General features: G+C 64.7%; 18 protein-coding genes and 1 pseudogene. 3 read left to right on the top strand and 16 right to left on the bottom strand.

Annotated elements, in window-relative coordinates; all coding sequences use genetic code 11:
- Nucleotides 1-308, bottom strand: a pseudogene (locus LO50_RS06955) (bifunctional lytic transglycosylase/amino acid ABC transporter substrate-binding protein); the annotation flags it as partial.
- 86 nt (nt 309-394) lie between these two features.
- Between LO50_RS06955 and LO50_RS06950 the strand changes: the two are divergent.
- Nucleotides 395-1,225, top strand: coding sequence for an SDR family oxidoreductase (locus tag LO50_RS06950; protein ID WP_044314539.1), 831 nt, complete (start codon nt 395-397; stop codon nt 1,223-1,225).
- Between the two features lie 10 nt (nt 1,226-1,235).
- On the opposite strand, the gene LO50_RS06945 is transcribed toward LO50_RS06950, so the two are convergent.
- Together LO50_RS06945 and LO50_RS06940 are read right to left on the bottom strand one after the other, a co-directional pair.
- Nucleotides 1,236-1,664 (bottom strand): VOC family protein, encoded by a 429-nt coding sequence (locus LO50_RS06945; protein WP_044314538.1) that lies wholly within the window; start codon nt 1,662-1,664, stop codon nt 1,236-1,238.
- A 77-nt stretch (nt 1,665-1,741) separates the two neighbouring features.
- Nucleotides 1,742-2,422, bottom strand: a complete 681-nt coding sequence (locus tag LO50_RS06940) for a YciC family protein (protein WP_014819013.1) — start codon at nt 2,420-2,422, stop codon at nt 1,742-1,744.
- Between the two features lie 117 nt (nt 2,423-2,539).
- Here LO50_RS06940 and LO50_RS06935 point away from each other — a divergent pair, with 117 nt between their 5' ends.
- Nucleotides 2,540-3,016 (top strand): LabA-like NYN domain-containing protein, encoded by a 477-nt coding sequence (locus LO50_RS06935; protein ID WP_044314537.1) that lies wholly within the window; start codon nt 2,540-2,542, stop codon nt 3,014-3,016.
- 148 nt (nt 3,017-3,164) lie between these two features.
- Here the strand turns inward: LO50_RS06935 and dxs are convergent, their stop codons facing one another.
- The 12 genes from dxs to LO50_RS06875 all read right to left on the bottom strand — a co-directional run bounded on the left by dxs (nt 3,165) and on the right by LO50_RS06875 (nt 17,677).
- A complete protein-coding gene (gene dxs, locus LO50_RS06930) occupies nt 3,165-5,063 on the bottom strand; it encodes a 1-deoxy-D-xylulose-5-phosphate synthase (protein WP_044314536.1) in 1,899 nt (632 codons plus the stop codon).
- Nucleotides 5,064-5,171: 108 nt separating this feature from the next.
- The gene (locus LO50_RS06925; RefSeq protein WP_044314541.1) at nt 5,172-6,059 is read right to left on the bottom strand and encodes a polyprenyl synthetase family protein; all 888 of its coding nucleotides are present in this window, start codon (nt 6,057-6,059) and stop codon (nt 5,172-5,174) included.
- Nucleotides 6,059-6,301, bottom strand: a complete 243-nt coding sequence (locus LO50_RS06920; protein WP_003283056.1) for an exodeoxyribonuclease VII small subunit — start codon at nt 6,299-6,301, stop codon at nt 6,059-6,061. The genes LO50_RS06925 and LO50_RS06920 overlap by 1 nt, the downstream gene beginning before the upstream one ends.
- Nucleotides 6,302-6,440: 139 nt before the next feature.
- The gene (locus LO50_RS06915; protein ID WP_044314535.1) at nt 6,441-7,202 is read right to left on the bottom strand and encodes a siderophore ferric iron reductase; all 762 of its coding nucleotides are present in this window, start codon (nt 7,200-7,202) and stop codon (nt 6,441-6,443) included.
- Entirely contained in the window at nt 7,186-8,994 is a 1,809-nt protein-coding gene (locus tag LO50_RS06910) for an IucA/IucC family protein (protein ID WP_044314534.1), read from the bottom strand. The genes LO50_RS06915 and LO50_RS06910 overlap by 17 nt, the downstream gene beginning before the upstream one ends.
- On the bottom strand, nt 8,991-9,578 hold the full coding sequence (locus tag LO50_RS06905; protein ID WP_044314533.1) for a GNAT family N-acetyltransferase: 588 nt from the start codon (nt 9,576-9,578) through the stop codon (nt 8,991-8,993). The genes LO50_RS06910 and LO50_RS06905 overlap by 4 nt, the downstream gene beginning before the upstream one ends.
- Nucleotides 9,575-10,729: an MFS transporter gene (locus LO50_RS06900; RefSeq protein WP_044314532.1), complete on the bottom strand. Its 1,155-nt coding sequence runs from the start codon at nt 10,727-10,729 to the stop codon at nt 9,575-9,577. The genes LO50_RS06905 and LO50_RS06900 overlap by 4 nt, the downstream gene beginning before the upstream one ends.
- Complete coding sequence (locus LO50_RS06895) at nt 10,726-12,045, bottom strand: lysine N(6)-hydroxylase/L-ornithine N(5)-oxygenase family protein (RefSeq protein WP_044314531.1); 1,320 nt, start codon at nt 12,043-12,045, stop codon at nt 10,726-10,728. Before LO50_RS06895 ends, LO50_RS06900 begins: the two co-directional genes overlap by 4 nt.
- Nucleotides 12,046-12,056: 11 nt before the next feature.
- A complete protein-coding gene (locus tag LO50_RS06890; protein WP_044314530.1) occupies nt 12,057-13,577 on the bottom strand; it encodes a pyridoxal phosphate-dependent decarboxylase family protein in 1,521 nt (506 codons plus the stop codon).
- A 196-nt stretch (nt 13,578-13,773) separates the two neighbouring features.
- Nucleotides 13,774-14,271, bottom strand: coding sequence for an RNA polymerase sigma factor (locus LO50_RS06885; protein ID WP_044314529.1), 498 nt, complete (start codon nt 14,269-14,271; stop codon nt 13,774-13,776).
- An 89-nt stretch (nt 14,272-14,360) separates the two neighbouring features.
- Nucleotides 14,361-16,751, bottom strand: a complete 2,391-nt coding sequence (locus tag LO50_RS06880) for a putative bifunctional diguanylate cyclase/phosphodiesterase (RefSeq protein ID WP_044314528.1) — start codon at nt 16,749-16,751, stop codon at nt 14,361-14,363.
- Entirely contained in the window at nt 16,745-17,677 is a 933-nt protein-coding gene (locus LO50_RS06875; protein ID WP_044314527.1) for an ABC transporter substrate-binding protein, read from the bottom strand. Before LO50_RS06875 ends, LO50_RS06880 begins: the two co-directional genes overlap by 7 nt.
- A 325-nt stretch (nt 17,678-18,002) precedes the next feature.
- On the opposite strand from LO50_RS06875, the gene LO50_RS06870 reads away from it, so the two are divergent.
- Nucleotides 18,003-19,430, top strand: coding sequence for a sensor domain-containing diguanylate cyclase (locus LO50_RS06870; protein WP_044314526.1), 1,428 nt, complete (start codon nt 18,003-18,005; stop codon nt 19,428-19,430).
- Between the two features lie 54 nt (nt 19,431-19,484).
- Here LO50_RS06870 and ppa read toward each other — a convergent pair whose 3' ends face one another.
- Entirely contained in the window at nt 19,485-20,012 is a 528-nt protein-coding gene (gene ppa, locus LO50_RS06865; protein WP_014819027.1) for an inorganic diphosphatase, read from the bottom strand.
- Nucleotides 20,013-20,175 lie beyond the last annotated feature (163 nt).

Below are 20,175 nucleotides of genomic sequence, written 5' to 3'. Positions count from 1 at the left end.
GCCGCGTAGAGGCGGGCGCCGGGCAGCCCTCGAAAGCGCACGCCGTAGCCGGCCTGACGCGCGACGCGGCGGGTCAGTTCGGCCAGCTCGCCGCGTGCCATGCCGTGGGCATCGGTGTAGATGGCCGGGGCGAACTCGTAGTAGCCGACGTTGAGGACGCGTTGCGAAACGGGATTGGCCAGGACCGCGGCTGGTAAGCCGAGAAGGGAGGCCAGGGCCAGATAGATGAATGCTTTCAATGGATCGATCGCTGCCTTGCGCTGTTCCAACAAGCATGCGCAGCCGATGCCCGGTTGTCCATGAGCCATATTGCTGCAGCAGCGTGAGGAATGTCGGCCTATATCGACCTATGCTCATACCGAAAGGCAGGCGTGCGGCACGAAGGAGTAGGGGTATGCAGCGCAAGGTGTTCGATCGCAAGGTGTTCAACCGCAAGCTGGTGGTGATCACCGGCGGCTGTGCCGGGATCGGCCGCGCGCTGGCGGTGCGCATGGCCCAGGCTGGCGCGCGGCTGGTGATCTTCGATCTGCATCAGGATGCGCTGGATGGCCTGGTGCAGCATCTGGCCGATCACCACAATGCCGATGCGCTGGGGTTGTGCTGTGACGTCAGCGATGCCGAGGCGGTGCAGCGCGCGATTGCGCTGGTGGTGGAGCGTTACGGCGGCATCGACGTGCTGGTCAACAACGCCGGCATCACTCACCGCAGCCCGGTAGCGAATACCAGCCTGGCAGTGTTCGAGCGGGTGATGGCGGTGAATTTCTACGGCGCGTTGCATTGCACTCAGGCCGCGCTGCCCAGTCTGATCTCCCGCGGCGGGCAGATCATTGTGCTCAGCTCGCTTTCGCAGTATTCGCCGGTGCCCAACCGGGCCGCCTACAACGCCAGCAAGCATGCCCTGCACGGATTGTTCGAGACGCTGCGTTGCGAGCTTCGGGAAACCGGCGTCAACGTCATGCTTGTCTGCCCCGGCTACACCGCCACCGATCTGCGCAAGAACGTGCTGGTCGGCGATGGTTCGACAGCGCCAACCCCTGCGTTGGACATCGGTCGGGTCGCTTCGCCGCAGGATGTGGCCGAGGCGATCTATCAGGGCGCGCTGCGCCGGCGCCGGCTGCTGGTGCTGTCCAACCTGGACTGGAAAGCCCAGCTGCTGGCGCGCTGTTTTCCGCGGTTGTACCAGAGCCTGCTGTTGCCGCGGCTGCTTGGCGGGCGCGCCTCCTGAACGCAGCCGGCTAGCTGCCGCTGCCGTAGAGTTGCTGCATCAGCGCCTCGTCCCAGTAGGACGCCTCGATCTTGTGGCCGTCCAGATCGCGTACGAAACAGCCGTAGTAGGGCTCGCCATATTCCGGGCGCGGGCCGGGTGCGCCCTCATCGCTTGCGCCGGCGGTGATCGCCGCGCGATGGAAGGCGTCGACCTCGGCCTGATTCGCAGCGAAAAAACCGACATGGGTGCCGTTGCCCACCGACGCGCTGCCGCCGTCGATGGGTCGTTGAATCCAGAATTCCGGGTATTCACGGCCCCAGGCGACGGCGCCGGGGTGTTCGAGGATGCGCCTGCAGCCAAGGGTGGCGAGGACCTGGTCGTAGAAGGCAACCGCTTCGTCGAAGCGATTGCTGCCCAGTGAAATGTGCGAAAGGATGCTTGGGTTCTGGTCGGCCATGGCGGGGTCTCCTGATGTGGCCGGAGCAAGCCTAGCAGGCTCTGTGCGCCTCGCCTGAACCTCCGTCGAAAGACCGCTCAGCCGTTGTCCGGCTGGCGTGTCGGCGGCTCGGTGCAGAGCATGAAGCAGCGGAACAGCATGATCGTCGGCAGCAACTGCAGCAGGCCGACCACGGCGTCCAGCAACATCGCCGGCAACAGTGGTGGCGTCTGCTCGGCGAACAGCTGGGCGGCGATCCAGATTTCCAGCATCCAGATCGGCAACAGCACGGTCATCACGCAGCCCAGTATCAGCAGAAAATGCCCGCGGGTGAGGGCGAAGCTCTCCTTTAGCGCCGCCAGCGGTGTCAGGCCACGCAAGACCAGCAGGTACTCGGCGAAGGCGATCTTGACCATGACCCAGATGCCGGGCAGCACGAACAGCGAGGCGCCGAGCATGATCAGCAGTGAGCCGAGCCCCGAGAGCACGGCCAGTGCTGGCCACAGCGGCAGGGCCCGGGCGTAGACCGCACGCAGCGCCGGATCGTGGCCACGGCTGCGCGCATCCAGATAAAGGATCAGCGCGCCGACGTACAGCGGATAGAAGATCAGGCCCACCAGCAGGTCCAGGGCGGGCAGGACGTTTTCGCCGAGCCAGTGATCGAGCGCCAGGCGTGTCGCGCTTTCGAGCAGGATCAGCGGCAGGCAGAGCCGGACGATGGTCAGGAAGTGGCGGGAGTAGAAGAACCAGGCGTCACGCAGGATGGCAAGAACGTTCATTGCAGACCGAAGGTGAATTAATCGTTTCGGGGCGCCACTGTAACGGATGCGGCAAGGACGGGACATGTGCGATTTCGCCGTCCATACTGGAGCCCCCTTTCAGATTCGGGCCGCCGCGTGAAGAAGATCGCCCTGTTCGCCGATGTACAGAACCTCTACTACACCGTGCGGCAGGCCCATGGCTGCCACTTCAACTATTCCGCGTTGTGGGCCGATGTCAGCCGTCGCGGCACCATCGTCGAGGCCTATGCCTACGCCATCGAGCGCGGTGACGCACGCCAGCAGCAGTTTCAGCAAATCCTGCGCAACCTCGGTTTCACGGTGAAGCTCAAGCCCTATATCCAGCGCAGCGACGGCTCGGCCAAGGGCGACTGGGACGTGGGCATCACCATCGACGTGCTGGACGCGGCGGCCCGGGTCGACGAAGTGGTGCTGGCTTCCGGCGACGGCGATTTCGACCTGCTGCTCGAGCGGGTGCGGGCTGGCGGTGCTGAGGCGACTGCCTACGGCGTGCCTGGGCTCACCGCCCAATCGCTGATCCGTGCCGCAACGCGTTACGTGCCGATCGAAGGTGACCTGCTACTGCGTGGCTGAACGTACCGTCCGTTCTTTGTAAGAGCGAGTGGCTTCTGGACGGTGGAAAATGCTTCGCAGTTTTCCACCCTACTTCTCGCGAATAGGCGCGTCGAATACCGGTGACGTAGGGTGGATGACGCTCCACCCATCCACCGAAACGACGACGTCAGGCCCTGCCGAGTGCCGCCTGGCGCTTGCGCACGGCCGCTTCGATACCGGCGGCATCCAGGCCGCACTCGGCGAGCATTTCGCTCGGCTTGGCGTGCTCGACGTAGTAGTCGGGCAGGCCCAGATGCAGCATCGGTTTGAGAATGCTTTCGCCAGTGAGGAACTCGGCTACCGCGCTGCCGGCGCCAGCCATGATGCTGTTCTCTTCGATCGTCACCAGCAACTCGTGGCTGGCGGCCAACTCGCGCAGCAGGGCTTCGTCCAGCGGTTTGACGAAACGCATGTCGACCACCGTGGCGTCCAGCGTCTCGCCGACCTGCAGCGCCTCTGGCAGTTGCACACCGAACACCAGTAGCGCCACCTTGCTGCCCTCACGGCGTACTGCGGCCTTGCCGATCTCCAGCGGCTCCAGTCCCGGCTCGATGGTGGCGTTGGGGCCGCTGCCGCGCGGATAGCGCACCGCGGCCGGGCCTTCGAAGCGGTAGCCGGTGGTGAGCATGCGGCGCATCTCGTTCTCGTCGCTGGGCGTCATCACCAGCATGCCGGGGATGCAGCGCAGGTAGGAGAGGTCGAAGCTGCCGGCATGCGTCGGGCCGTCTTCGCCGACCAGTCCGGCGCGGTCGATGGCGAACAGCACGTCGAGGTTTTGCACCGCAACGTCGTGGATCAACTGATCGTAAGCGCGCTGGAGGAACGTCGAGTAGATCGCCACCACCGGCTTCATGCCTTCGCAGGCCATGCCGGCCGCCAGCGTCACCGCGTGCTGCTCGGCGATGGCGACATCGAAGTAACGCTGCGGGTAGCGCTCGCTGAAGGCCACCAGGTCCGAACCTTCCTTCATCGCCGGGGTGATGCCGGTCAGGCGCGGGTCGGCGGCGGCCATGTCGCACAGCCACTGGCCAAACACATTGGAGTACTTGGGCCCTGAGGGCTTCTTCGGTTTGACCGGGGCGCCGACCGGCTCCAGCTTGCTGATCGCATGCCAGGTGATCGGGTCGGCTTCGGCGGGGGCGAAGCCCTTGCCCTTCTTCGTCACCACATGGAGGAACTGCGGGCCGTCGAGGTCGCGCATGTTGCGCAGGGTGGCGATCAGCGTCGGCAGGTCGTGGCCGTCGATGGGGCCGATGTAATTCCAGCCGAGTTCCTCGAACAGCGTGCCGGGCACCAGCATGCCCTTGGCGTATTCCTCGGTGCGGCGGGCGATTTCCCAGGCGCCCGGCAGGCGCGAGAGGATCTTCTTGCTGCCTTCGCGCATGCTTGAGTAGGTGCGGCTGGAGAGAATCTTGGCCAGGTAGTTGGACAGCCCGCCGACGTTGCGCGAGATCGACATGTCGTTGTCGTTGAGCACCACCAGCATGTTGGCGCCGACTTCCGGGGCGTGGTTGAGCGCCTCGAAGGCCATGCCGGCGGTCAGGGCGCCATCTCCGATCACGGCGATGGACTTGCGCTGCTCACCTTTCAGACGGGCGGCGACCGCCATGCCCAGGGCGGCGCTGATCGAGGTGCTGGAGTGACCGACGCCAAAGGTGTCGTACTCGCTCTCCGAGCGGCGCGGGAAGGCGGCCAGGCCGTCCTTCTGACGCAGCGTGGCCATGCGCTCGCGGCGCCCGGTGAGGATCTTGTGCGGATAGGCCTGATGGCCCACATCCCATACCAGCCGGTCATCCGGGGTGTCGTAGACGTAATGCAGGGCGATGGTCAGTTCGATCACGCCGAGGCCGGCGCCGAAGTGCCCGCCAGTGTGGCCGACGCTGTACAACAGCTCCTGGCGCAGTTCGTTGGCAAGCTCTTCGAGTTCCGCCTCGCCCAGTCGGCGCAGCTGTTCGGGGGTCGCCGCTCGGTCAAGAACGGGCGTCGCGGGGCGAACCCGAGGGATCTCGTGAAAAGTCTTGGGCATCAGGCGGATCATTGTTGTTGAAAAAAGAGCGGCAGTTTACCCGAAGGGTCCTTCGATAAGAACGGCCCCGGGTCCGGTAGGGGTTTGACTGCTATTTCAGCGAAAGGCTCAGTTGCGTCGTTCGACGATGTAGCGCGCCAGCTCGCGCAGCGGCTCGGCGGCGGTATCGAACGGGCGCAGCGCGTGCAGTGCCTGGTCGCGCAGCTCCAGCGCGTAGGCCTTGGCCGCGTCCATGCCGAGCAGTGCCGGGTAGGTCGGCTTGTCCCGGGCGATGTCGGCGCCCTGGTGCTTGCCCAGGGTCGCGGTGTCGCTTTCGACGTCGAGAATGTCGTCCTGCACCTGGAAGGCCAGGCCGATGGCGCGTGCATACTGGCTCAGCGAGGCGAGGTTGTCGGCGTCGGCATGGCCGCTGGCGAGCGCGCCGAGCTGCACGCTGGCTTCGATCAGCGCGCCGGTCTTGTGCCGGTGCATCAGCTCCAGGGCGTCGCGATCGAGCTTGAGGCCGACCGAACCGAGGTCGATGGCCTGGCCGCCGACCATGCCGGCCGGCCCTGCGGCGCGGGCCAGCACGGCGAACATGCGCAGACGCAGCGCGGCGTCCTGCGGATTGCGCTCGGCCTCGGCCATGGCCTCGAAGGCCAGGCTCTGTAGGCCGTCGCCGGCAAGGATCGCGCAGGCCTCGTCGTAGGCCTTGTGAGTGGTCGGCTGGCCGCGACGCAAATCGTCGTCGTCCATCGCCGGGAGGTCGTCGTGTACCAGCGAGTAGGCGTGGATCAGCTCGACGGCACAGGCCGCGCCGTCAGCATCGGCCTTGTCACCATTCAGCGCTTCGCAGGCGGCGTAGACCAGCAGCGGGCGGACCCGTTTACCGCCGTTCATCACGCTGTAGCGCATGGCCTGATAGAGGCGTTCGAGTTGCGGCAGTGGTGCGGTGAAAAGGATTTCGAGGCAAGCGTCGACGCGCTGCTGAGCGCTTTTCTGGTAGGCGCCGATCATCATGCTTCGGGGTCCGACTCGAAGGGAGCTTCCTGCAGGCTGCCGTCGCGCTCGAGGAGAATCTGCACCTTCTGCTCGGCCTGGCTCAGCGCGGCCTGGCAGTCGCGGGTCAGTCCGATGCCCTGTTCGAAGCAGGTCAGCGAGTCTTCCAGCGACAGCTCGCCGCTTTCCAGGCGTTCGACCAGCTGTTGCAGCTCGGCGAGGGATTGTTCGAAATCGAGGGCAGCTTTCTTGCGGGCCATGGGGGAACCTGTCGTCGGCGGCGAGTCGGAAACGGGCGCGACATTAGCAAAGAAACGCCCGCGGCAGCCACAAGGTTCGCCCGCGTGATGTGTATCCAGCTGCGTAAGGTGGCGGGATGCTGCCTGAGGTCAGCGAGCGCTAACCATGCTGCTCGCGCAGGCGTCGAGTGCGCTCGGCGAGCGGCAGCTTCGGGCAGCTGTCGCAGAGCTCGCCATCGGCGCGGCGGAAATGCTGGCAGCAGGCCTTGCGCTGCAAGCCGAGACGGGTGCCTCCATCGGTCAGCTGCACCGCCAGCAGGCCGCTGGCGCCCTGCATGCCGCACGCATCCAGCCAGGCATCGGCGCGACGGCAGAGCTGCAGGTTGCCGCAACCATCGGTCCGTTGCGCGTGCAGCAGAGCAGCCATCACGCAATCCGCGGCGAGGCGTTGCGCCAGCTTCGGATGCAGACCGAGCAACGCACCACAGGCCGCATGGGCCTGGGCGCAGAACTGGCGGATCTGCTGCCCGGCATGCCGCAGCAGGTGCTGGGCGTCGGCGCGCAGCAGCTGATGATCCGGCAGGCAGAAACCGGCGACGAAGCCCTGCTGCATACCTTGCGCGATGCCCTCCAGTTCGGGCGACTGGTCGTCGAGTTGCACGGCCAGCACCTGCAGATAGATCGGCTGCCAGACCAGCAGCGTCCAGCAGCGCGCCGCCCAGTAGTGCCGGCCCGCTTCCGGGTGCGCTGCCTGCCAGTGCCCCAGCAAGTCCGCCAGTGGCTGCGGGCGATCGAGCATCAGCTCGTCGGGTCTTGGCGAGCCGACGCGCCCGTCCAGTCCCGGCAGGGCGCTGCGCACCCGCAGCAGCAGGTCGTTCAGCGCCTCGTCATCCGCCCATTGGGTTTCAGCGTTCCGGAGCATAGGGCGCGACGGGGTTTTTCAGGGTGCCGGCGAATTTCAGTGCACCGGCCGGATCGGCCAGATCCAGCATCTGCCGGTTGTTGCCCAGTTGCAGACGGTTCAGGCAGGAGCGGGCGAATTCCTCGGCGAACAGGTCGTAGCGGGCGAACTTGTCGCGCAGCTGAGGCTGGCTGGCCTGGTAGTCGGCGATGCAGTCGGCGACCTGTTGCCAGAAGCGCTGTTCCGGCAGGTCGACCTGCTCATCGAGAATCTGACTGAGGTAGCGGAAGAAGCCGTCGAACACGTCGGTGAAGATCGACAGCACCTTGAGCTCGTCGGGCACCGATACCGCGAGACGGCCTACGGCCTCGGGGATCTGCGCGTCGCCATCGAGAATCACCGCTTCCTCGCCGATGTCCTTCATCAGCACGCGAACCGGTACATGATCTTCCAGCACCAGGATCAGGTTCTCGCCATGCGGCATGAACACCAGATCGTGGGCGTAGAAGCAATGCAGCAGCGGCGTCAGATAGGCGTTGAGATAGCGGCGCAGCCAGCGGTCGGCGGTCAGCCCCGAGGCGCTGATCAGCGTCGGCAGCAGGGCGCGTTCGTCGCCATCGCTGTGCAGCAGCGCGGCCATGGTCATCAGCCGCTGGCCGGGTTCGATGTGACCCAGCGGGCTCTCCCGCCACAGCGCCGAAAGCATCTTGCGATAAGGACTGCTGGCCGGCATTGCCTGCTCGTAATAGGGATTGCGATAGCCGATGGCCGCGACTTCGCGCAGCAACTGGAAGCCGCAGTCGCGCAGCAGCGGGTCGTTGGCCACGCGCTCGGCAAGGTAGGCGTTGATCGCGGGCGTCGCCTGCATGTAGTAGGGCGACAGCCCGCGCATAAAGCCCATGTTGAGGATCGACAGGGCGGTCTTCACGTAGCGCCGCTGCGGCTGGCTCTGGTTGAAGAAGGTGCGGATCGACTGCTGCGCGAGGTAGCGGTCATTGCTCAGGCCGAGATGGACGATCTGCCGGTTGGCGATCTCTGCGGCGAAGCCGATGGCGAGGATGTTGTGCCACTGCCAGGGGTGCGCGGGCATCAGCAGGTAGTCGTCGGGGTCAAGCTGCAGCGCTCGCAGCTGGCTATGAAACACGTCGAGCTGACCAGCCAGCTCCTCGCGCAGCAGGGTCGGCTGGTCGAGCCCGTCGATGGCGCTGTAGCTGGCGCGGCTGCGGTGCACGGCAAGCCAGACCAGACGCACCGGGCTCGCCGCTTCCGGCGCATAGGAGCGGTAATCCTGGGCGTCGAAGCCCATCCGCCCGTTGTTGGCGACGAAGCCCGGGTGGCCTTCGCGCATGCCGGTCTCGATCTGCTGGAAGTCCGCCAGGGCCAGCTGGGCAGCGCTCAGCGGGCTGTTGGCGAGCTTGTAGGCGCTGCCGAACAGGGTGCTGCTGATCTCGTCGAGGTAGACCGGCAGGTTGTTTTCCGAGATGCCCAGAGTGTCGGCGAACTCGATGATAAAGCTCAGCGCGTCCAGTGGCTGCGGCTGGCCATCGGTGAATTTTTCGATGGAGTCGGTAACGATGGACCAGTGGTCCAGCGCCAGCCTTCGTGCCTTGAAGCGGTACTCGGTCGAGCTGTCCGGCACTGCGACGCGGTAGTGACTGTCGCCCAGCGGCTCGGGGCTGAACAACTTCTCGTGGCTGAACTCGGCCAGGGCTTTCTTCACCAGCAGGCGATTGGCGCGGGCCCAATGTTCGGCCTGCAGGTGTTCGGTGGCCAGATCGCCGGCGGCGGTTGGCAGTTGCACGAGCTGATTCATTGCGGATTCTCCTGAAGGGTGGCGAGGAACTGCGCGCGGGTGCAGAACGCCAGACAGGCATCCTTTTCCGGTAGCTGCAGCAGGCGCTGGTAGACGAAGCCGACACGCTGATTCAAGGCGTGCACCTTGGCGTTGCGCGCATCCGGCTCGACGACGATGCGCCGCGCGAATGGGTCGGCGAACTGGTAGGCGAGGATGCTGCGCATGACTTCCAGGCTGAAGCCGTGCACGGGCTTTTCGCAGGGGGCGAGCAGCAGGTGCATGCCGCGGTCGCCGGGGCGCACCTGGTAGTGGTCGGCGAGGCGGTCATGGGCTGGGTGATAGCCCTCGAACAGGAACGCGGGTTCGCCGTTGCACATACCGAGGGCAATGTCGCGATGACTGCTGTGCTGGATCTCGTCGACGTAATTGGCCAGCTGCGCCAGGCTCAAATGGCCCATGGCCCAGAAGCGCGCGTAGTCGCGGCGCAGCCAGTCGTGCAGCAGCGGCAGATGCTCGGCCTGCAATGTCTCGAAATGCATGGCGCCGAGCCTGCAGTAGCGAACGAAGCGCGGACCATCCGCGCGGGAAAGAGCGGTATTCATGATTTGGCTCCACAGAGAGACGCGCTGACTGGTGCTGAAACCAGCAGCCAGCGCAGTACGTAGGCGGTGAGAACGAGGCCGAGGGCGGACAGGAAGAACGGCGCGGCGAGGCCGGCATCGCGCACCACCAATCCGGCGAGCCACGAAGCGGCGAGCACGCCGAGGTTCTGGAAGATGTTGATCAGGCTGTAGTCGCGGCCGTAATGCTCCGGCCGGCTAAGAGCGAACAGTCGCGCATCCAGCGCGACGGTGAGCTGGTACAGCGCCCAGCCGAACAGCACGCGCCCGGCCAGTACCAGCGGCATCTGCTCGATGCCCTGCAACGCCAGCCCGGCGGCCCCCAGCAGCAGCCAGGCGGTCAGGTGCTGCCCTGCGTGGTAGTGCAGGGCCAGGGCTAGCAGCGCCAGCATGCCGGGAATGGCATAGACCAGACCGGTGATCCAGCTGGCCTGAGGCCCACCGAGCTGCTCCCAGTACACCGTGAAGAACGGCCGCGCCAGGTAGATGCAGAAGTAGAACGCCAGCATCAGCAGGCACAGTCGGGCAATGGCCAGATGTTCTTCCCGTGGCCTCGGTGGTGTGCTTGCATCGACCCGGGTCGGCTGCGGCGCATGGCGCAACAGCAGCAGGCTGACGGCCATCTGCACGAAGTCCATCAGGCCCATCAGCACGAACATCCGCGCCGGACTGAGGTAGTGCAGCACCCCGCCGCCCAGCGTCGCGCCGGCAATTGCGCCCAGGTGCACGACTACCGAGAGCAGGCCGATGGTGCGTACCTGCTGGTCGGCGCCCACCAGGCCCATCACGTAGGGATACATCAGCAGGTAACTGGCCTTGAAGGCGATCATCGTCAGCGATACCGGCCAGAACAGCCATTGCTGCTCGATCGCCGCGCAGGCCAGCGCCAGCAGCCCGGCCATCAGCTGACCGAAGATCAGCAGCCGCAGCGGATGCGCATGCCTGGACAGGCGCACCCACAGTGGCAGGGCGAGCATCGCCACCAGGCACACCGCGGCCAGGTACAGCCCGACCTGCTCGCTGCGCAACTCGCCGAAGCGTTCGGCGAAGTACTGCGGGTAGAACGGCATCAGCAGGCTGTCGCCGAGCACCGCCAGCAGCGTCATGCCGATCAGCGCGCGACGCAGCGTCATCGCGCCGCCACCGCGCCCTGCGGTGCCAGCGATCGCGGCAGGCTGAACTGCTGGAAGGCGATCTTCGTCTCCACCGCGTAGTGCTCGCGCCCGCAGATCTCGCGCAGGATTGAGGCGTTGCGGTAGCAGCCCATGCCGAGATCCGGCGTCACCAGGCCGTGATCGACGAGCCCGGCGTTCTGAACGAAGACCTCGCCGCCGTTGCGGTCGATGCTGTAATTGCGCGCCACGGCGAAGCGTTCCGGTGCCTGCCAGGCGATACGCTCGGCAATCGGCTGGATAAATCGCGGAAGGCGGTACTGATACCCGCTGGCCATCACCAGTGCGTCGCAGCGGTGGCGATAGCTCTGCTCCAGCTCGTGCTGGAAGAACTCCAGCTCCAGCGTGCCATCGCCCAGGCGCTGGCAGCGGCGCAGCTCGGCGTTGGTCAGCAGCTGGGTCGGCACCTCGCCCTTGAGGCTCTGGTTGTACAGCTCGTCGTAGATGGCGTTGATCAGGGTGGCGTTGATGCCCTTGTACAGGCCCTTCTGGCTGTCGATGAGCTTTTCCCGGGTGCTGCGCGGCAGGCTGTGGAAGTAGTCGATGTACTCCGGGCTGGTCATCTCCAGCGTCAGCTTGGTGTATTCCAGCGGGAAGAAGCGCGGCGCCCGGGTGATCCAGTTGAGCTGGTAGTCGTGGCGGTCGATTTCCTGCAACAGGTCGTAGTAGATCTCGGCCGCGCTCTGACCGCTGCCAACCACGGTGATCGAGCGCTTGCCCTGCAGGCGCGGCTTGTCCTGCAGGTAGTTGCCGCTGTGGCTGACGTGCTCGGCCAGTGCCTCGCAGCAGGTCGGCAGATAGGGCGTGGTGCCGGTGCCGAGTACCAGGCGGCGGGTGAGGAACTCGAAGCCCTCGCCGCTGCGCGTGTGCACGCCGCGCACCCGATAGCAGCGGTGCTCGTCGAGGTAGTCGACCTGCTGGACGAAATGCCCGAAGCGCAGGCTGTCGAGCTGCTCGACCACCCACTGGCAGTACTGGTTGTATTCGCGGCGCATCAGGAAGAAGTCTTCCTTGATGTAGAAGGCGTACAGCCGCCCGATCTGCTTGGCGTAGTTGAGAAAGCTGAAACGGCTGGTGGGGTCGGCCAGGGTCACCAGATCGGCCATGAACGGCGTCTGCAGGGTGGCGCTGTCGAGCATCATGCCGGGGTGCCAGTTGAAACCCTCGGCGCGGTCGAGGAACAGGCAGTCGAGCCCGTCGATGGGCTCGGCCAGGCAGGCCAGGCCAAGGTTGAACGGGCCGATGCCGATGCCGATGAAGTCATACAGCTTGCTCATGTGCGATCTCCTTACTGGTTGGCGGCAGTGGGCTGGTCGAGCAGGCGGGCGCCGTGGTTGCGAATCAGCTCGACGATGGCGCGCAGGTCGTCCAGCGTGGTTTCCGGATTGAGCAGGGTGAACTTGAGGTACTGCCGGCCCTCGACCACGGTGGCGGCAATGACCGCCGCGCCGGAGCGGAAGATCGCCTTGCGGATCTCGCGGTTGATCTCGTCCAGGCGCTCGTCCGCCACGCCTGCGGCGACGAAGCGGAAGACCAGGGTGCTCAGGCGCGGGGCGAAGACCTCGAAGGCCGGGTCGTCGGCGAGCAGGCGATGGGTGTCGGCAGCGCGGTCGATGACCTCCTCGAACATCGCGCCGAGATGCTCGGCACCGAGGATTCGCAGGGTCAGCCAGAGCTTCAGCGCGTCGAAGCGGCGGGTGGTCTGGATGCTCTTGTTGACCAGGTTCGGCGTGCCCTCGCGGGTCTGGCTGCGTGGGTTGAGGTAGTCGGCGTGGTGAGTGATGTAGCTCAGGTGCTGACGCTGGCGAACGAAGAATCCGCTGCAGCTGACCGGCTGGAAGAACGACTTGTGATAGTCGACGGTGACCGAGTCGGCATGCTCGATGCCGGCCAACCAGTGGCGGTAGCGCGGCGCAACCAGCAGGCCGCCGCCATAGGCCGCGTCGACGTGCAGCCAGACGCCATAGTGCTGGCACAGCGCGGCGATTTCCGGCAGCGGATCGATGCTGCCGAAGTCGGTGGTGCCGGCGGTGGCGACCACGGCCATGGGCAGTTCGCCCAGGCGCTGACAGTCGGCCAGTGCCTGGGCCAGCGCGGGCACGCTCATGCACTGGGTGCGGTCGGTTTCGATACAGCGCACGGCGTCGTAACCCAGGCCCAGCAGCGCCGCGGATTTCTGCACGCTGAAGTGGCTGGCACGGGAGGCGAAGATGCGCAGCCCGGCCGCTTCGGCCGGCAGGCCATGACGCAGGTTGCCGCCGTGACCGGGCAAGCGATTGCAGACGTGCTCGCGCGCCAGCAGCAGGCCCATCAGGTTGGACTGGGTGCCGCCGCTGGTGAACACGCCGTCGGCCTGGCTGCCGAGGCCGATGCGCGCACAGGTCCAGTCGATCAGGCGTTGTTCGATCAGCGTCCCGCCGGCGCTCTGGTCCCAGGTGTCCAGCGAGGAATTGATCGACGACACCAGCACTTCAGCGAGCAGCGCCGGCAGCACCACCGGGCAGTTGAGGTGGGCGACGTAGCGCGGGTGGTGGAAGTACACCGCGTCGCGCAGATAGAGCTGATCCAACTCGCGCAGCGCGGCACTGGCGTCGCCCAGCGGGCGCTCCAGATCGACGCGTTCGAAATCGGCGGCCAGTTCCTGCGGAAGAATGCCGCTGAACGGCTGCTGCTGGCGCTGCAGACACTGCTGCACCAAGTTCAGCCCCTGCTGCAGGAGCTGGCGGTAGTCATCGTGATTGCTGCGGGTGAACAGCCCGCTGCTGACGGGGCCGGGGGCGAAGGGCACTACGGTACTGGACGGGGTCATGCACATTCCTCGGGCCGAGCGCGGCCGCGACCCGGAACGGGCCGTTTTCGCGGCTTCGGTGGTTTCTTGTCTGGCGGCTGGACCGCACGAAAGCATCTGCGAGGATGCTGGTTAATCGAGAATCACTCTCAATTGCGCAAGGGCACAGGCAAGACGAATCAGCGCGAAAAAACCATTACGGCGTCGAAGAAAAAAGTTACGGCCGCTCCAGCCGTTGTCGTGCCTTGGCCAGTTGGGCGATCACGGTATTCACCGAAATGCTCAGGCGTTCGGCGATTTCCGCCTGGCTGAGCCCCTCCAGCCGGGCCAGCTCGAACACTTCACGGCAGCGCGGCGGCAGGCCATCGAGCTGGCGCAACACGCATTGCAGCGCGCAATGGCTTTCTACCAACCCGCAGGGATCGGCCTGGACCGCTTCGATGAGTTCCAGTGGCGCTTCGTCCGAGGTACCGAGCAGGGCGCGGTGGCGCATGGCGTCGCGCAACAGATTCGTGGCGATGCGAAAGAGATAGGCCTTGGGATTATCGAGGTGCTGCCCGGGCATGACCTGCGCCAGTTTCAGCCAGGCATCCTGGGCCAAATCCTCGGCCAGCGCGCGGCAGCCACCGAGACGCGTGAGGTGGGCGACCAGTTGCTGGCGATGATGGACGTAACACTGCAGGCAGGAATCGGAAATGTTGTTGTTGTCGCGCATGGGAGCGTGCCACCGAGAGGGGCAACGAAACTATCCCAGATGCGAACTGTTCGCAATTGCAGGCTTAATGCTGGCACGCCGGTCGGTGCTTATCCGTCCAGCGGCAGCTGTAGGTTGATCGGTCGACCGTTCTGCTGCAGGCGGCACTGCGCTGCCGGCTGCGGCCGTGCGTAGTGGAATCCCTGCAAGCTGGGGCAGCCGTTGAGGCGCAGGAACGCCGCCTGACGCTCGTTCTCCACGCCTTCGGCGACCACGTGCAGGCCGAGGTGGCTGGCCATGGTAAGGATGCCGCGCACCAGCGCGACCGACTGTTCGCTATCCGGCAGCCCGCTGACGAACTCGCGGTCGATCTTGATGCCATCGAAGCGGAAGCGCTGCAGGTAGGTCAGCGAGGCGTAGCCGGTGCCGAAGTCGTCGAGCAGCAGCGGCAGCCCGGCGGCCTTCAGGCGGCCGAGGGTCTGCTGGACATGCTCGTCGGCTTCGAGCAGCGCACTCTCGGTGACCTCCAGTTCCAGCATGCTCGCCGATGCGCCTTCTTCCTCGAGAATCGCCAGCAGGCTGCCGGCCAGATCCGCCTGGCGGAAGTCCAGTGGCGACAGGTTGACCGCGATGCGCAGCGCATGCCCCATGGCGTGCCAGCGACAAGCCTGGCGGCAGGCCTCGCGAAACACCCAGCGGGTCGCTTCGATGATCATGCCGCTCTCTTCCAGCACCGGAATGAACTCCCCGGGCGGCACCAGGCCGCGGTCCGGCGAAGCCCAGCGCAGCAGGGCTTCCATGACTTCTGGCTCACCCTGGGCGTTGACCTGCGGCTGGTAGTGCAGCACGAACTCTCCGTGATCCAGGGCGTGTCGCAGCGCCTGTTCCAGCTCACGGCGGCTGGCGGCTGCGTCGCTGAGTGCTTCGTTATAGATGACGGTGCGATTGCGTCCGGCGTCCTTGGCCGCATACAGAGCCAGGTCGACGCGCTTGAGCAGCTCGGTAGCGCTGTGCCGGCCGTCGCTGACGGCGATGCCGATACTCGGGCTGACGAAGCACTCGTACTGACCGATGCGCACCGGCAGCTCGAAACGCTCGATGATGCTTTTCGCCAGTTGTTCCGCACGCCGGGCATCGCTGCTGTCGAGCAACAGCATGAACTCGTCGCCACCGGTGCGCGAAAGCAGGGATTTTTCCGGCATCAGCTGGCCGAGGCGATCGCCGATCTGTATCAGCAATTTGTCCCCTATTTCGTGGCCGAGGCTGTCGTTGATGCGCTTGAAGTGATCCAGGTCGAGGTAGAGCAGGCTCAACGGCAGGCGAGCTGCCAACAGCTGGTCGAGGCGCTGCATCAGGTAGTTGCGGTTGGCCAGCTGGGTCAGCGGATCGAAGTGGGCGAGAAAGCGCAGCCGTTGTTCGGCGCGCAGTCGGTCGCTGATATCGCGCAGCAGGACCAGGAAATGGCGCACGCCGTAGCGCTGGAAGGGCGTGCAGCTGATTTCCAGCGGAATGTCCTGACCGTTTCGGCGGCCGGTCAGCTCCAGCGTGGTGTTCGCCGGCGTGCTGCGCAGTCGTGCGGTGGCATCGCGTTCGGTCAGGCGATCGTCCGGCAGGTTGCCGACGAGCTCCTCCGGCGTGCAGCCGAACAGTGCGGCAGCCGCGGGGTTGGCCTGCAGCACGCGCAGTTCGCGGTCGACCACCAGCATACCGATTGGCGCCGTGTCGACCAGGTCGCGCAGCAGCTGCTCGCTTTCGCTGAGGGCCAGCTGCCGCTCGTGCAGCTGGTTCATCATGCGACTGAGGGTGGCAGCGAGCCGGCCGATCTCATCGCGGCCGGCCACCGCCAGGGTCTGTGGCCGCTGGTCGACGGCGAACTGCCGTGCGGCCTGGTCGATGCGCGCCAGGCGGCGCGTCAGCAGGCGTCCGTAGATGCGGTTGAGGATCAGGCCGAGCAGCAGCAATAACGTCAGGGTCTGGGCCAGATAGAACCAGGCGTCACGCTTGGTCTGCGCGAGCATCGGCGTGAAGTCGTATTCGGCCAGCAGCGCTTCGCGCACCGGCGTGCCATCCTGCGCGACATGGTCCAGCGGGTAGATCGCCAGCTGTCGCGCGCCTTCGCCGGCCCAGGCGGGTCGACCGCTGTCGACACGGGCCTTGAGCGCGGCAGCGTCGATCAGCTCGAGTCGCTCGGCGGTTAGGCCCAGCCGGGTGGTGGCGATTATCTGCAGGTCAGGGCCGATCACCATCGCCCAGCGCACCCCCTCCAGGCTCGCCAGGTCGGCCAGCTCCGTCTCCAGCTCGGCGTTGCGCCCCAGCCGGCGATGGTCGCTCAGGCTGCTCTGCAGCAGGGCAAGGTGCTGTGCAGTGTGGTCGCGCCAGTCGGTGAGCGTTTCCTCGATGCGCGTCGGCAGGTGCCAAGTGGTCAAGAGCACCGTGAACATCAGGCCGAAGATGCCCAGCAGCAGGGGCAGCGATTTTCGCAGCGACAATCTTGTCAGCATTCGAGCACCTCACAGCGGGGGATCAGCCCCTCATGCCGGATGTTGTTCAGCAGTTGTCGTTCGCCCATGTACTGGTTCAGGCGTGCGATGCTGCGGTGTAGCTGGCCGTCACGGAGCCATTCGCGATTGACCGCGCGATCGCCCATGAGCAAGCCGTCCAGCGTGACCTGCAGCGCAGCGGGCGTCAGGCCCAGGCGTGCGAGCAGGCGCGGGTCGGTTTCGTTGCGGTGATCCTGCCAGGCGCGCAGGGCGTCGAACCAGAGTGCCCTGAGACGCCTGCGCTGCTCGGGATTGACGCGCTGGCGGTCGACCACCAAGACGTCGACGATCTCGCCGGGCAGTTGGCGGCTGTCGAAGATGCGGCGCGCGCCGCTGGCCTCCAGCGCCGGCCCTTCCGAGGCGAAGGTGATAACCGCGTCAACGCGTCCGGCGGCATACGCCTCGGCCTGCTCATGCACCGGCAGGCTGACCACTTGCAGGTCTGCGATCTCCAGCTGCGCCTGATCCAGCACGCGGGAGAGGAAATAGGCTCCGAGGGCGGTGTTCTCCACGCCGATTCGCCGGCCGCGCAGATCGTCGACCGTGGCTATCGGGGCGCGGGCGAAGAGGACGTCCGCGCCGGCGGAGACGCTCGCGATCAGGACGATCTCCAGATTCAGATCGGAGCTCGCCTGCAGCAGTAGCGTTTCGTCCAGGGTGAGCATGGCCGCATCTAGCATGCCGTTGCGGAAACCGCGCAATACGCCGGTGGTGGTTGGGTACTCAACCAGGCGAATGCCGCTTGGAGCCGTCCATCGAAATTCGTCTGCCAGATACAACGGTGCATAGCCAAGCCAGCGGTTGCTGCCGACCCGGATATTGTCCGGGTCGGGCTGACAGCCGAGCAAGACGATGAACGTCATCAATAGTATTGAGCCCCGGACCATTCGATCACTCCGTGATACCTGAATGCCACCATAGCGAAACCGTACGGTCACGGGAATCCCTGCTAAAGCAGTGGGTATAGCGGCGCCAATAAAATGGCTAAATTTTTTTTTAGGATAAAAGAATGGCGCTATGACATCATTGCAGTGCCGTAGCTATTGGGGTGCGGGGAGCTACACCCTACGCGTGGACTAGGTCCTGAGTCCCGACCTCGACGGCTGACTGCATTCGGTATCAGAGAACTTTTTGTAGGTCTAAAGGTAGTAACGCTTGAAACGTAAAGCAGGGCTATTTGCAGTTCTTATTCTTGTATTCGCACTGGTTCCGATGTGGTCCTTCGTTTTGGATGAGGTCAAACATCAGCGCACATTGGCTATGGACACGGCGCGCAATGATGCAATGAACCTGGCTACAGCCTTCGAAGCGCATGTACAAAGCGTCATTGGGCTAATGGATTTCGTGTTACTGGACATGCGCAAGCATATGCTTGAGCGCTCTGCCTCTCAGAGCTACGTGTACGAGGGATTGCTGAACTACGGAAATTTCGTCAAGCAGGTTGCGGTGATAGACAAGAACGGCTTTTTGGTTTTTTCCAATCTCGCCTCTTCCGAAAAGCCTGTGAACTTGGGTGATCGCGAGCACTTCCGTGTGCATCGCGATCACCCGTTAGAAGATCGTCTGTTCATCAGCAAGCCGGTTCTGGGGAGGGTGTCGAAACAATGGACGATCCAGTTCACCCGCCCGATTCACCAAGATGGTGAGTTCTCCGGTGTGTTAGTGCTCTCTGTGCCCACCAACTTCTTTGCTGACTATTACCAGCAGATCAACGTTGGCGCGAACGGCAGCATCGCCTTAGTTGGCACTGACCGCAGTTTGCGAGCTATCGCCTCAGGAGTTGCGATACCTGGTCGCTACGGTCGCTTCAAAGTGCCGGAAGACAGACCTTACTTCGATCAGAATGCTCCGGCACATGGTTTCTACGAAGGTGTAAGTTCTATAGACGGTGAGTATCGCTTGGGTGCCTATCGGCGGCTGACGGATGGCGATGTCGTGGTTGTGGTGCTGTTGTCGCCGAAGGACTTCATGGCGGCGTTCCATAAGCGCAGGGAGTTGCTGATTGCCTCGGCTGGCATCATCTCGCTGCTGCTGGCGGTGGTCGCGCTGCTGATATTCGTCCTGAGCAGTCGCTATTTCCAGAGCACGGAAAAGCTGCGCCAGTCTCACGATCTACTGGCGCAGCTGGCCAATACCGATGTGCTGACGGGGGTTAGCAGTCGTCGATCCTTCCTGGCGAGCCTGGAGGCCGAGCTTGCCCGTGCTCGCCGTCACGATGAAAGCCTGAGTCTGCTGATGCTCGACATCGACCACTTCAAGCGCGTCAACGATCTTTATGGTCACCCGGTCGGCGATGCAGTGCTCAAGCAGTTCACTGCCATATGCGCCAGCATGCTGCGCGCGCACGATTTGTTCGGCCGTCTCGGTGGAGAGGAGTTTGCAATTGCATTGCCGCATACAGATCTCGACGGCGCACGCAGTGTGGCTGAGAAAATCCGCATGGCCATCGAGCAGGCGCCATTGACGACCGCAGCGGGCAACATCGAGATCACGGTTAGTATCGGCGTGGCCCAGACGCATGCCGGGCAGCATGAGATTGATCAGTTGATCGCGTGGGCGGACAAGGCGCTCTATGACGCCAAGCACGGAGGTCGAAACCAGGTTCACGTCGGCCGCCCGGAGGACGAAGCGGAAGGCTAAATCGCGGGCAATAAAAAAGCCGGCTTGTGGCCGGCTTTTCTTCAGTGCTTCGACTTACTTCTGGTAAGCCTCGGCAGCTTTGATGATGGCGGCGCGGGCGGCGTCGGCGCCTTCCCAGCCTTCGACCTTGACCCACTTGCCCTTCTCGAGATCCTTGTAGTTCTCGAAGAAGTGCTTGATCTGCTCGATCAGCAGCGGCGGCAGATCGGTGTATTCCTTCACGTCCACGTACAGCTGGGTCAGCTTGTCGTGCGGGACGGCGATCAGCTTGGCGTCACCGCCGGCTTCGTCGGTCATGTTCAGTACGCCGACCGGACGGCAGCGGATGACCGAACCCGGGGCAACCGGATAGGGGGTCACGACCAGCACGTCGAGGGGGTCGCCGTCATCGGCCAGGGTGTGCGGAATGAAACCGTAGTTGGCCGGGTAGAACATCGGGGTGGCCATGAAGCGGTCGACGAACAGGCAGTCGGTGTCGTGATCGATTTCGTACTTGATCGGCGCGTGGTTGGCCGGGATCTCGATGGCGACGTAGATGTCGTTCGGCAGGTCTTTGCCAGCCGGGACTTTGCTGTAGCTCATGAACGATGGGCTCCTGATCGGCCAGCGCGGCCTGGGGGCGGAAAAAGTGGGCGCGATTATAGGCGCAATGTCGCGTGCAATGCACGCCGGCTTCGACGCGCCCGGCCTACGCAGGTTCCCGGTAATCGGGATGTTCGGCCTGCAGGCGCTGCAAGCGCGCCAG

The organism is Stutzerimonas stutzeri, assembly GCF_000935215.1.
In the GTDB taxonomy this organism is placed as follows: Bacteria; Pseudomonadota; Gammaproteobacteria; order Pseudomonadales; family Pseudomonadaceae; genus Stutzerimonas.
The sequence above is the reverse complement of the archived record's forward strand: the minus strand, read 5'-3'. Positions and strand labels throughout refer to the sequence as shown.

Coding starts and splice junctions, on each gene's coding strand:
- LO50_RS06925 (WP_044314541.1), bottom strand. CDS start 6,059: ATGATCGGCGCCTACCAGAAAAGCGCTCAGCAGCGCGTCGACGCTTGC.
- dxs (WP_044314536.1), bottom strand. CDS start 5,063: ATGCCCAAGACTTTTCACGAGATCCCTCGGGTTCGCCCCGCGACGCCC.
- LO50_RS06940 (WP_014819013.1), bottom strand. CDS start 2,422: ATGAACGTTCTTGCCATCCTGCGTGACGCCTGGTTCTTCTACTCCCGC.
- LO50_RS06885 (WP_044314529.1), bottom strand. CDS start 14,271: ATGCGCGACAACAACAACATTTCCGATTCCTGCCTGCAGTGTTACGTC.
- LO50_RS06895 (WP_044314531.1), bottom strand. CDS start 12,045: ATGAGCAAGCTGTATGACTTCATCGGCATCGGCATCGGCCCGTTCAAC.
- LO50_RS06870 (WP_044314526.1), top strand. CDS start 18,003: ATGTGGTCCTTCGTTTTGGATGAGGTCAAACATCAGCGCACATTGGCT.
- LO50_RS06890 (WP_044314530.1), bottom strand. CDS start 13,577: ATGACCCCGTCCAGTACCGTAGTGCCCTTCGCCCCCGGCCCCGTCAGC.
- LO50_RS06880 (WP_044314528.1), bottom strand. CDS start 16,751: ATGCTGACAAGATTGTCGCTGCGAAAATCGCTGCCCCTGCTGCTGGGC.
- LO50_RS06875 (WP_044314527.1), bottom strand. CDS start 17,677: ATGGTCCGGGGCTCAATACTATTGATGACGTTCATCGTCTTGCTCGGC.
- LO50_RS06945 (WP_044314538.1), bottom strand. CDS start 1,664: ATGGCCGACCAGAACCCAAGCATCCTTTCGCACATTTCACTGGGCAGC.
- LO50_RS06915 (WP_044314535.1), bottom strand. CDS start 7,202: ATGCTCCGGAACGCTGAAACCCAATGGGCGGATGACGAGGCGCTGAAC.
- LO50_RS06950 (WP_044314539.1), top strand. CDS start 395: ATGCAGCGCAAGGTGTTCGATCGCAAGGTGTTCAACCGCAAGCTGGTG.
- LO50_RS06920 (WP_003283056.1), bottom strand. CDS start 6,301: ATGGCCCGCAAGAAAGCTGCCCTCGATTTCGAACAATCCCTCGCCGAG.
- ppa (WP_014819027.1), bottom strand. CDS start 20,012: ATGAGCTACAGCAAAGTCCCGGCTGGCAAAGACCTGCCGAACGACATC.
- LO50_RS06910 (WP_044314534.1), bottom strand. CDS start 8,994: ATGAATCAGCTCGTGCAACTGCCAACCGCCGCCGGCGATCTGGCCACC.
- LO50_RS06900 (WP_044314532.1), bottom strand. CDS start 10,729: ATGACGCTGCGTCGCGCGCTGATCGGCATGACGCTGCTGGCGGTGCTC.
- LO50_RS06905 (WP_044314533.1), bottom strand. CDS start 9,578: ATGAATACCGCTCTTTCCCGCGCGGATGGTCCGCGCTTCGTTCGCTAC.